This is a genomic window from Paraflavitalea devenefica, assembly GCF_011759375.1.
Lineage (GTDB): Bacteria > Bacteroidota > Bacteroidia > Chitinophagales > Chitinophagaceae > Paraflavitalea > Paraflavitalea devenefica.
Genome location: NZ_JAARML010000002.1, coordinates 2222601 through 2234899 on the forward strand (window position 1 = coordinate 2222601; position 12299 = coordinate 2234899).

Sequence of the window (12299 nt, forward strand, 5' to 3'; positions counted from 1 at the left end):
CACTTAGTCATGGCTCAGCGGACTTTCATTGTCGCAGGTATCCGGACAGGGGTGGGTGAAATCATACGTTCCCGGCCGCTCAATATTCTTGCTGTCCACATACGTTAAAATATCATGCCCTTCATCGTCAACACCGATCAGTACCAATGCTTCTGCGCCCTGGGAATTGATGCCAAAATAAATACGTATCTGCGATGGCTTGAAGTCGGGTATCTTTTTGCCATATTCATCAATGATATCATTCAACTCAGCGACGTCAATGGTAAAGGCCTTAATATTATGCCCCTGCGTCCTCCAGCGGCGTGTGTATTCAATGGCAGTGAGCAGGGGAAGACTGTAAAGACTGTTTGTAGACATATAGGTGATTTTTAGGTATCAGGGTATTTGCAGGTTCATAAAGTCAATAAACCAATTGTTTCATGTATGGGTATGAGTGGGTCAGACCATTGAATAAATGGACTACATAGGATTACTGCATGGGTTACGAAAAAAAGAGGAGTAGTAACTATCCGGGCTATTCGGTAGCAGAAGTGACAGTCGTCAAAAGTAGCTGTTTTTTGTAAGCACGCCAATAAGTGTAAAACCTGATCCCAAATGGGCGGAAATCATTATTTTGCTGCCCATTAACGTGGCTGCCACAGAGCAAACATATAATGAACATCGCTTATTGCAGGAGTTACAACAGGGGCGCAGCCAGGCCTTCCTGGAGTTGTACAATATATACCATCCCGCCCTGTACCATTATGTGCTGCGCTTTGTGAAATCACCTGCCATTGCAGAAGATATCCTGCAGGACGTATTCCTGAAGATATGGGAGATCAGGGAACGCATCAATCCCGACCTTTCTTTTAAGGCCTATCTCTACCGCATTTCCCGCAACAGCGTGTTCAAGCTCATGAAAAAAATAGCTGTCGATGAAAACCTGCGCCTCCAGGTAATGCAGCAGTTCCGGCAAACCGTGTCAGATGCCGATCTCAAGGTAAGCTGGCAGCAGTATGAAGCCATATTACAGGCAGCCATTGCTAATTTATCGCCGCAGCGGCAAAAAGTGTTCCTCCTGTGCCGGGAGGAAGGCAAAACCTATGAACAGGTGGCCGCCGAACTGAATATTTCCCGCCATACGGTGAAAGAGCACATGGTGCTGGCCATGAAGTCTATTAAAGAATATTTTGAACAATACGGCAATACCCCGCTCAGTTTCACCCTGTTATTGTTTTTAAGCACGGACGTTCCTCTATAAATATTTTTACACAGACCCACCCTCCATCCTCATTTCTGGATATTATATGTTCTACATATTCAATATTTGCGTATGGCGGAGGAAATGGACTACTACAAACAACTGTTACAGCGGTACCTGGATAATGATTGCACCCCGCAGGAGGTGGAAGAAGTACTGCATTTTTTGCAGCAGGATGCTGCCGGCAAGGTCTTATTGGAGCAGATGCAGGCCGAGTTTGAGGCAGCCATGGAACTGGCAGTCCCGGCAATTTCGGCATCTGTCAGCATGAACCTTCACCGGCGGTTAACAGAAAAGATCGGTCCCGGCCCTGCCCGGCCCTTTTACCGCAGGTTACTTTTCAGGATAGCAGCAGCAGCCCTGCTGGTGCTCCTGGTAGGGGCGGGTACGTATTACCTGTTTCTTAAAACGCAGCCGAAAAAAGAGACTGCCGGTAACAATCACCCAGCAACTCCTGTACAGTTCACCCCGCCCGGCCGCAATAAGGCCTATATCACCACGTCCAATGGCCAGCAAATAATACTGGACAGCGCCGTCAATGGAACTTTAGCCCAACAGGGTAACGCCAATATTATGCAGTTAGCAGATGATCAGGTAATATACCGCGCAGACTCCCCACTAGCCACTAGCCACTCGCCACTTGCCTATAACACTCTCACCGTGCCCAGAGGCGGCAGAATGGTCACCCTCACGCTGGCCGACGGTACCCGGGTATGGGTCAATGCCGCTTCTTCTATCCGGTATCCTACGGTATTTACCAGTCATGAAAGGATGGTAGAACTCACCGGCGAAGCGTATTTCGAAGTAACGCACGACCGGGACAGGCCTTTTGCCGTACGCACGTCGCAGGTGGCGGTGCAGGTGCTGGGCACCCGGTTCAATGTGAGCGCTTATGAAGAGGACGGGCAGCAACAGGTAGTACTGGTAGATGGGAGCGTGAAAGTGACGGCAAACGGCTCACATCCCGCAGCTTACAGCGCGCAGCTTCTGCCAAACCAAATGGCCGGCTATACCAACGGCGGCCAATTAATAGTGACGGCCGTTAACACGGAAGAATACACCTCCTGGACAAAAGGATACCTCCTGTTAAAACGTACCCCCTGGGAGCAGCTCATGCGGCGGCTGTCCAGGCATTATGATGTAAATATCAATACCCATATACCGGCTTTTAAAGAAGAGACCTTTTCCGGTCGCCTTGACCTTCAGGCTAACCTCGAAGATATGATGAACCTGATCTGTACGGGTACGCCGTTCATCTATCAACCCACAGAAAGAAAGCTGATCCGCCGGTAATGAAAATGCAACTACTAATAAATTAAATCAACCCTGCTAACGTATGAGAATGCATCACTCCCCATGCTGGTACCAAAAGCATCGGCAACTGTTATTGTTGAGAATCAAATGCACCATCCTCCTGTTGTTTATCGGCCTGTTGAGCATGGCCGAAAAGACCTGGTCGCAAAGCACCCGTATCAACCTGCAACTGCGCAAGGCCACTTTGCCGGAGCTATTTGAAAGTATACAGAAGCAAACAGACTACCTGATCTTTTACCGGGATAACCTGGTGAAAAAAGAAAAGAATGTAAGCCTCGACTTTGATGTTAAGAATATGCCGGTGGCAGATATTCTTAACAAGGCATTGGATAAAACATCCCTTACGTATAAAATAAGCGGCCGGCAGATCATCATTATGCCAAAGGAAACCCCGCCTTCCGGCCAGCGGGCCGATAGCCTGCTGACCATCCGGGGCCGTGTGTATGATACGAAAGAACCTCCGGGTGTACTGGCCGATGTAACTGTAACAGTGAAGGGCGCCACGGCCACCACCACTGATGCAGATGGTTATTTTACCATCAAGGCTAAAAAGTACGACGTGCTGGTGTTTTCCAGGGTGGGCTTTAAGAGCTTTGAATATACGATATCCGGCAGCGATAATTCCCTCAATATTGCCCTGAAAGAAGAAGTAGGCAACCTGGAACAGGTAGTGGTGGTGGGCCTTTCGGAGCAGAAGAAGAAACACATTGCCAGCGCTGTGTCCTCGCTCAATGTGGCTTCCAATATCACCGGCAAACCCATTACCACTTTATCACAATCCTTACAGGGGGGCGTTACGGGGCTGCAGGTGACCCAGGGCTCCGGCCTGCCGGGCGGCGATGCCGCTACCATCAAGATCAGGGGCATCAGCACGCTGGGCAACTCCAACCCGCTGGTACTGGTAGATGGTATCCCGATGGACATGAACCATATTGACCCGGTAACGGTAGAAAGTGTGACGGTGCTGAAGGATGCGGCTGCCGCTGCCATTTATGGAGCAAGGGCTGCTAATGGTGTGATCGTGGTTACCACCAAAAGAGGTACACCCGGTAAAGTGGCGGTCATCTATGATGGCTATGTGGGCATTCAAAGTCCGGCCAACTTACCCCGGCTCGTGGATGCGCCTACCTATATGCGCATGTACAATGAAGGGCAGGTGAATGCCGGCCAGCAACCTTCCTTTACACAAACGGCTATTGACAGCACCATTGCCGGAACAGATCCCATTAAGTTTCCCAATACCGACTGGGTTGACCTCATCATTGACCGGTCGGTGCCCATTACCAGCCATTCCTTATCGGTAAGCGGCGGCAACAATGTGGCGCGCTTTGCCTTAACCGGTAATTACCTCTATCAAAAAGGCATGATACCGGTGAACAATACCAGCCGGTGGAATATCCGGGCCAATACTTCCATTACGTTGAGTAAAAGTTTTGTGGTGAACCTCGACATGCTGGCCATCAAGAGAAATACCATTCAGCCCAACCGGCCCAGCGGTTCCAATGGCAACCGGATACTGGAAGATGTATACCGCGTGCCGCCCACCATTTTGCCCAAATATCCTACCGTGAACGGAAGGGAGATCTACGGCCGTCATGTGGATATTGTGAACCCGCTGGCTTATGCCGAAAGGGGAGGATCCCGGAAATATGAAAGCGGGCAAACCAGTATTAACCTGCAACCCAAATGGCGTGTGTTGCCCAACCTGAATGTACGCGGGCAATTCAGCTTTCGCCTGAACAGTGATATCTACCGTGACAGCCGCGATGGTTATAACTTCTTTGATTACTATACCGGCCAACTGGTGCAAACATGGACCACCCAAAGAACGCCCACACAGGCCAGGACCACCTATTATTATGTAGGCGCCAATGCTGATTATACACTCAACCTGGGCGATCATATGCTGTTTGCCATGGCCGGGTACTCACAGGAAGAGAACAACTCCGGCAACTGGGATGTATCGTCCCTGATATCAGGCTATGCCAAGCTCAATTATTCTTATCAAAGCAAATACCTCCTGGAAGGCACTATCCGTACGGATGGATCGTCCAGGTTTGCGCAAGGCCACCGGGTAGGTTATTTCCCTTCCGTAGCGGTTGGCTGGAATGTGCACAACGAAGCCTTTTTCAAAAACGTAAAGTTGATCAACAACCTCAAGCTGCGGGCTTCTTATGGTCAGTTGGGGAATGAGAATATAGACCTGTACCAGTATCAAACGCTCATCAGCACCTCCAATGGGGTGGAAAGCACGTATGGTAATCCCAACATCACCTGGGAAACGGTGAACATGCTGGATATTGGTATGGACCTGGGACTATTCCCCGGTAATAAGCTGGAGCTTACCTTCGATTATTATGACAAAGTAACCAATGACATCATCCTGTATCCTCCCTTACCGTTGGTAGGCGGCTTTGAAGGGGTAGTGCCTGTCAATGCCGGAAAAGTGAAGAACAAAGGATGGGAACTGTCCCTGAATTATAACGGGAAATTGGGAAGGAACGTCAGTATCTCTGTAAGGCCCGGTGTAACATACAACACCAATACCATCATGACGCTCAAAGGAGGGCCGTATGTAACAACAACTACGATTAACCAGGTGGGCAGCAGTATCGGCAGCCTGTATGGTTATAAAACTGCGGGCCTGTTGCAGGCCAGCGACTTTGACAACAATGGCGATCCTTTAATTCCTGTACTGCCCGGTTCCAAACCAGGGGATATCAAATACCTCGACATGGGGGAAAAGGACGGTAAGATCACATCAGACGATCAAACCCTGATCGGCAATCCCACACCACAACTGAATTATTTTTCCAACTTCCGGGTAGCGTATAAGGGATTTGACCTGGAGTTTTTATTACAGGGTACCGGCAAAAGCGAGGCGCCCTTGCTCGACATGTTTGCCCTGCCCCTGGATATGAGTAAGGATGGAGGTGTGCCTACCAGGTATTATTCCACCAATTATTGGACGCCGGAACGTACTGATGCACGCTTTCCCAGGATATCCATTGCGCCCGCCAATAACAAGCTGTCTTCTGATTTCTGGTTCCAGGATGCGGCTTATTTGCGGATAAAATACATCCAGTTGGGTTGTAACCTGAATGCTGCATTGATAAAACGGGCCGGTATCAGCTCCTTCCGGTTGTATGCCAATGCGCAGAACCCTTTTACCATTACCCGGCTTAAGCTCACCGACCCTGAGAGCCGTGGTAACCAGTGGACGTATGGTATTATGAAAACCTACACCGTGGGTGTAAACATTCAATTCTAATTACTACAACATGAAACAAACAACTTTCTATACAACGTTACTGATAGCCATACTGGCGTTGCCCGGTTGCAGCAAGTTCCTGGAGCATGACAATCCTACTGCTATCACCGATGATCAATGGTGGAATACCGCTACCGACGCGTTGAATGCGTTGAATGCCGTATATGTGGGTATTCCTGATGGGGCTTCGGGCCGGCAGTTGATGTTCCTGGCTGCTTTAAGTGATGAAGCGGTGGCCCGTCAAAGTACCCGGGGCGATTATGAGTCATTTGTAAAAGGATTGCACAATGTTTCCTGGAATGTGGGCGAAGGGATCTGGGAAGATGATTTCAAAGACATCCGCCGCGCCTGCCGGTTCCTGGAAAATGTAGACCGCTGTTTTATGGAGGAAGACCTGAAAACACGTTACAAATATGAAGCCAGGGCTTTAAGGGCTTATTATCATATGGAGCTGATGATGTTCTTTGGTGGTATTCCCATTGTAACGGCTTCTGTAACAACCGAGGGAAGTTACCTGAAAAGAAATACAGAAGAAGAAGTGTACAATTTTGTTGTAGAAGAGCTCACTGCCTGTGCGCCTCATTTGCCTACAGTGTATACAACGAATACCGATTATAAAAGAATTACGGAAGGCACCTGCTGGGCATTAATCAGTAAGCTGGCGCTGTTTTATAAAAAATATGAAGTGGCCAGGGATGCCGCCAAAAAGGTAATAGACCTTGGTGTGTATGAGTTGTACAAAAGCAGCAATCTCAAAAACAGTTATGCCGACCTGTTCCTGTATGCCGGCGAAGTGAATAAAGAGCGGATATTCTTCCGGGAAAATACCGGTAGTGGCGGACAATGGAATACCTTTGCCCCACAGGGAGTAGGCGGGAAGACCGTTGTTTCCCCCACGGCTGCAGCCGTGAATAATTACGAGACCAAACAAGGTAAGACGATCTGGGAATTAGGCCCCGATTCTGCAAAGATCTACCAGAAAGACCCCAACTATAAAAGTAACCGTGATCCCCGGCTGGCTGCTTCACTGCTGCTGCCCGGTCAAACCTATTCATCCTATGTGTTGAAGCCTTTTGAAACGGCGCAAACCTATGCCGACCGGATTGGCGCGCAGAATGCCACAGCTACCGGCTTCTGGGTGAATAAGTACCTGGACCCTAAAGACAGGAATGCAGCGGCGGCTGCCCGCACACTGGATTATATGATCATCCGTTATGCAGAGGTATTGCTTAACTATGCCGAGGCGCTCATTGAACTGGACCAGTGGAATAACCCCGATGTGGTGAAATATATTAACGAAGTGCGTACCCGCGCTACCATGCCCAATGTGGATGTGACAACGTATAATTCGCAGGAAACACTCAGAACGTTGATACGGCGCGAGCGGCAGGCAGAGCTGGCATTTGAAGGAGGCAGGTTCTTCGACATACGCCGCTGGGGCATCCTGGGTACGGTAATGAACGGACAGGTATACGGCGCCGTTGACCCCACTACCAATGAACCGATAAAAGTGGAAGTGCGCTCCTGCAATCCCGACCGTGATTACCGCTGGCCCATTCCTCAAAAGGAAATACTGGCCAACCCGAAGATGGAACAAAATGATAAGTATTGAAAATAAACAGAAGCGGACTTGTAGTTATTTACGCTGCTACCCCCAAAGAACCAGCAACCAGTAACCAACAACCAGTAACACTCTCAACAACACTTTTCTCATTATGAATAGAAGAACCCTCATTAAGAATTTAAGTCTCAGCCTCGGCGCCGCTGTTATCAGAACAGATTCCATGGCCCGGGTAGAGGACAACGTGTTTGCCTACGGCCTTCCGGTTAATCCATTGCACAAACCACTGGACAAACCCGTGACCGCCATTACGCTGGGCGCCGGTAACCGGGGAAATGTATATGGCAACTTTGCCGCTAAGCATCCCGACCTGCTAAAAATAGTAGGGGTGGCCGAACCCATACCGCTCCGGAACGAACGCTATGCCACCAAACACCAGGTGCCGGCAGCCAACCGGTTCGATACCTGGGAGCGCGTATTTGAACGTCCTAAGTTTGCGGATGCGATTATCATCACAACACCCGATGCTTTGCATTATGCACCCTGCATGAAAGCACTGGCCATGGGCTATGATATACTGCTGGAAAAACCGATTGCGCCCACAGAAAAAGAGTGCCGCGATATCCTGGCCCTGGCCAAAAAAACAGGACGCATTGTTGCGGTATGCCATGTATTGCGGTATGCGCCCTACTTTGTAAAGATGAAAGAACTCATTGCCCAGGGCGCTATTGGCGATGTCATCAGCGTGCAGCACCTGGAACCTATTGAGCACCTGCACATGGCGCATTCCTATGTGCGGGGCAACTGGCATAACTCCAAAGCTACCACGCCCATCATCCTCGCCAAGTCCTGCCACGACCTGGACATTATTAAATGGGTGATCAATAAACCTGCGAAGCAGATCTCGGCCATGGGCGACCTGAAATGGTTCCGCAAGGAAAATGCCCCGGCAGGAAGTACCGCCCGCTGTACAGATGGCTGCGCCATTGAACGCACCTGTCCCTATTCGGCCATCAGGTCGTATTACGACAAGCGGCAACGCCTGTCTGTATTTGACCTGCCGGATGATAAGACAAAACATGCGGAGGTGATCATGGAAAAACTGAAGACGACCAATTATGGCCGTTGCGTGTACCGCATGGAGAATGATCAGCCCGACCATTATATCACCAATATCCGGTTTGCCGATAACATAACGGCCAGCTTCTCCATGGAAGCCTTCACTTCCTATGCCGGCCGCCGCACCCGTATTATGGGTTCTATGGGCGATATGGTGGGCGATATGAAAGAACTGGTGATTACTGATTTCAGGACCGACAAACAGGTGAAGCTGGTGCCCCAGGCTGAAGATGTGGAAGGATACAAGAACAGTGGTCATGGTGGTGGCGACTGGCTGCTGGCCCGTGACTTTGCGCAGGCCGTGGCCCAACAGAACCCGAAACTGCTCACCTCCACGATTGATGAATCCATTGAGAGTCACATCATGGGATTCATGGCAGAAGAAAGCCGTAAGAAAGACAAGGTCATGTCAATCACGATATAATACTGATACAGCATAATCTGCTACCCGGATAATATGTCAAAGGGTGGGTCGCTCAAACGGCTCACCCTTTTTTGATAAATGAACATACAAGTAGGATAAAAGGGTGTATCCGTCCTGTAATAAATATAACTTTATTACAAAGAAAATACCATGACTAAAAGAGACCTTACCTTGATAGGCATCACCATGCTGGTGATGTGCATTCCGCTGGCCATCATCGCCCATAAAAACCAGCAACCGGAAATGTCTTCTACTATTTTCGACTGGAGCACGATTAAAGTGACGCCCACCAAAACAGGAGAAAGACGCCAGTTCTTCCAGGCGCCCACGCCCACGCTCAATGAACTGGAATGTCATGTAACTACCTTGAATCCCGGCGAATCGCCACACCCGCCGCATCAACACCCGGATGAAGAGCTGATCATCATCAAAGAAGGTACGGTGGAGTCAACAGCCAATGGTGTCGTAAAAAGGGTAGGGCCGGGCTCAGTGATCTTCCAGGCGGCTAACCAACTACACGGCCTGAAGAATATCGGTACCACGCAGGCCGTTTACCATGTCATCAAATGGAAAACGGAAAAGACAGGAAAGCCAATTAAGGCAGGTAATTTGTAATGAGCACTATTTGATCGGACAAAGTCATTATCAAACTGACAAATCATCTTACAGGTTGTTTCCAAAAGACTAACATTCTCTTAAAAGCGAACATATCCAGTACTAAATACGAACAATTTATATAAATACATCATTTATAAAGAATTAAATAACAGTAATCGTATGATTTGGCATTTTCTTGGTTATTTTCATCATGAGTAAGTATACCAAAGTAGAACCGCATGATAAAAAACTATTTCAAAATAGCATTTAGAAATATTATACGCCACAAGGCCTATTCAATTATCAATATTTCCGGCATGGCCATAGGCCTTGCATCGAGCATACTGATCCTGCTTTGGGTACAAAATGAACTGAGCTACGACAAGTTTCATAAGAATGCCGGCCAGATATATCGCATAGCTGGCGATTTCGGTGATCTTAGAGTCGCAGTAAATTCGGAAGCTATGCCTGCCGGGTTAAAAGCAGAACTGCCGGTTATTAAAGATTATGTCAGGTTAAGTTTGCCCTCTACCATCCTGTTTGAAGCAGGCGACACGAAATTTGAAGAAAAACGCGTTTTCTATGCCGACCCAAGTTTCATGGATGTATTTTCCTTTCCCCTGGTAGCAGGTGATCGGGCTACTGCGTTAAACAGGGTGGATGGCATTTTAATAACGCAGGACATGGCCAAAAAATACTTCGGGAACGAAAACCCGATTGGCAAAATCTTGCGAAAAGACAATCGTGAAACTGTCGTCGTAACAGGTGTCCTGGCAAACATTCCGGCCAATTCAGACCTGCAGTTCGATTTTATAATGCCAATGGCTGTCATTCTAAAAACAGCGGAGAATCAGACTTATAATTGGGAGAATTTTAATTTCTACACCTACATTCAATTAGCTCAAAGTTTTGATCCCTCTCCTGCAAATTTAGCAACCCTGGAAAAGCAAATGAAGCAGTTATTTACTAAGCATAGCCCAATGCCGGTCGTGTTTCATTTGCAGCCTTTGACCAGGATCCATTTGGCGCCTGCAAGGATGGGAGATATGCCAGGTCACGGGAATGCGCAATATGTAAATATCTTTTTTATTACCGCTATTTTAATACTCATAGTGGCCTGCATCAATTTTATGAACCTGGCCACCGCACGCTCGGCCCGAAGGGCCAAGGAGATTGGCTTGCGCAAAGTGTCAGGAGCCATACGTGGGCAGTTGATCCTCCAGTTTTTAGGCGAGGCTGTTTTTATCTCATTGGTGTCGCTGTTTCTTGCGGTTGTAGTTGTCCGCTTATTTTTGCCGGTGTTTAATAACATCGCGGACAAAAAATTGGCTATCCCTTTTTCCGATCTGCACTTCTGGTTAAATCTTTTGGGCATCGCGTTATTGGTTGGATTGATTTCGGGCAGCTACCCGGCACTCTTTCTCTCCGGCTTCAACCCGGTCAAAGTGCTTAAAGGGAATCTAAGATCACTCGGCGGCAATTTGCTGTTCCGCAATGCTTTGGTGGTTGTTCAATTCACGGCATCTATCCTATTGCTGGTTGGCACGGTGGTTATTTATGATCAGCTTACATTCATAAAAGAGCGTAACCCGGGTTTTGAAAAGGCCAACCTTTTATATATGCCCATCAAAGGAGACCTCTGGACCAGGCAGCAGGCCTTGAAAATTGCGTTAAAACAAAATCCGGTAACCAGTGATTTCGCCATCACTTCTGACCTGCCTACCAATCTTCTAGCCGGAAATGAAAGTGCGAATTGGGAAGGCAAAGATCCCAACTTACAAATAGTTTACTCATTGATGGATGTCAATGAGGATTTTATAGACGTATTTAAGCTGAAGCTGGTAAATGGCAGAAGCTTTTCGAGATCATTTCCGGCCGATTCAAATAATTTCATGGTCAACGAAAAAATGCTGAGCGTTATGGGCTTGAGTCCCGAAGCAGCAGTTGGTAAGAAATTCTCGTTCACCGGAAGGGATGGTACGATCATTGGCGTTGTTAAGGATTTTAATTTTAAACCGGCGCAACAGGCTATCGAGCCACTGATCTTGCGCTATAACAAAGACGGAGGTTTTGTAGTGGTGAGGACACTGCCGGGCAAAACTAAAGCAACCATACAGGCGCTGTCAAAAATCAGCCAGCAGCTCAACCCGGCCTATCCCTTCAAATTCGATTTCCTCGACCAGGATATGGCCAATCTTTATAAGGGCGAACAACAGATGAGCAATATTTTTAACCTTTTTGCTATTCTGGGCATTTTTATCGCTTGCCTGGGCCTGTATGGACTATCTGCTTTTATGGCCGAACAGCGCACGAAAGAAATTGGCGTCCGTAAAGTATTGGGTGCGTCCGTCATCAACCTGGTTTATTTATTATCCGCTGGTATCACGAAGTTGATTCTTATCGCAATAATTATTGCTACACCACTTTCCTGGTGGGCAGTGAATAGCTGGCTGGCAAATTTTGCCTACCATATCCAGGTAAGTTGGATGGTATTCTTCGTTGCCTGCGTCGGAGCATTGGGCATTGCATGGCTCACGGTTAGCTATGAATCTATAAAAGCGGCAATTGTAAACCCGATAAAGAGTTTGAGAACGGAGTAATAGCTGTCGGGCAGAATCGATACCTAAAAGGAGTTCATTTTGTTTGAACTATTTAGCAACCTGGCATTGTAAGATTAGCTTACTTTTTTTAAATGAATTGTCCGGTCAAATAGTGTCTATTACAGGTAATTAATCATACCATTTGCATATATTAGAATATTTCATAACACTGC

8 protein-coding genes are annotated in these 12299 nt (G+C 47.9%); 7 read left to right on the forward strand and 1 reads right to left on the reverse strand.

Going from position 1 to position 12299, the window contains the following annotated elements; all coding sequences use genetic code 11:
- Positions 1–3 precede the first annotated feature (3 nt).
- Positions 4–357, reverse strand: a complete 354-nt coding sequence (locus tag HB364_RS18100) for a hypothetical protein (protein ID WP_167289620.1) — start codon at positions 355–357, stop codon at positions 4–6.
- 256 nt (positions 358–613) lie between these two features.
- Here HB364_RS18100 and HB364_RS18105 point away from each other — a divergent pair, with 256 nt between their 5' ends.
- The 7 genes from HB364_RS18105 to HB364_RS18135 all read left to right on the forward strand — a co-directional run bounded on the left by HB364_RS18105 (position 614) and on the right by HB364_RS18135 (position 12126).
- Entirely contained in the window at positions 614–1240 is a 627-nt protein-coding gene (locus HB364_RS18105) for an RNA polymerase sigma factor (protein ID WP_167289621.1), read from the forward strand.
- A gap of 72 nt (positions 1241–1312) precedes the next feature.
- Complete coding sequence (locus HB364_RS18110) at positions 1313–2533, forward strand: FecR family protein (RefSeq protein WP_167289622.1); 1221 nt, start codon at positions 1313–1315, stop codon at positions 2531–2533.
- Positions 2534–2630: 97 nt separating this feature from the next.
- Positions 2631–5825: a TonB-dependent receptor gene (locus tag HB364_RS18115; RefSeq protein ID WP_208419987.1), complete on the forward strand. Its 3195-nt coding sequence runs from the start codon at positions 2631–2633 to the stop codon at positions 5823–5825.
- Between the two features lie 10 nt (positions 5826–5835).
- Entirely contained in the window at positions 5836–7437 is a 1602-nt protein-coding gene (locus HB364_RS18120) for a RagB/SusD family nutrient uptake outer membrane protein (RefSeq protein WP_167289624.1), read from the forward strand.
- A 103-nt stretch (positions 7438–7540) separates the two neighbouring features.
- On the forward strand, positions 7541–8929 hold the full coding sequence (locus HB364_RS18125) for a Gfo/Idh/MocA family protein (protein WP_167289625.1): 1389 nt from the start codon (positions 7541–7543) through the stop codon (positions 8927–8929).
- Positions 8930–9079: 150 nt separating this feature from the next.
- Positions 9080–9544, forward strand: coding sequence for a cupin domain-containing protein (locus tag HB364_RS18130; RefSeq protein WP_167289626.1), 465 nt, complete (start codon positions 9080–9082; stop codon positions 9542–9544).
- Positions 9545–9765: 221 nt separating this feature from the next.
- Entirely contained in the window at positions 9766–12126 is a 2361-nt protein-coding gene (locus tag HB364_RS18135) for an ABC transporter permease (RefSeq protein WP_167289627.1), read from the forward strand.
- Positions 12127–12299: the final 173 nt, after the last annotated feature.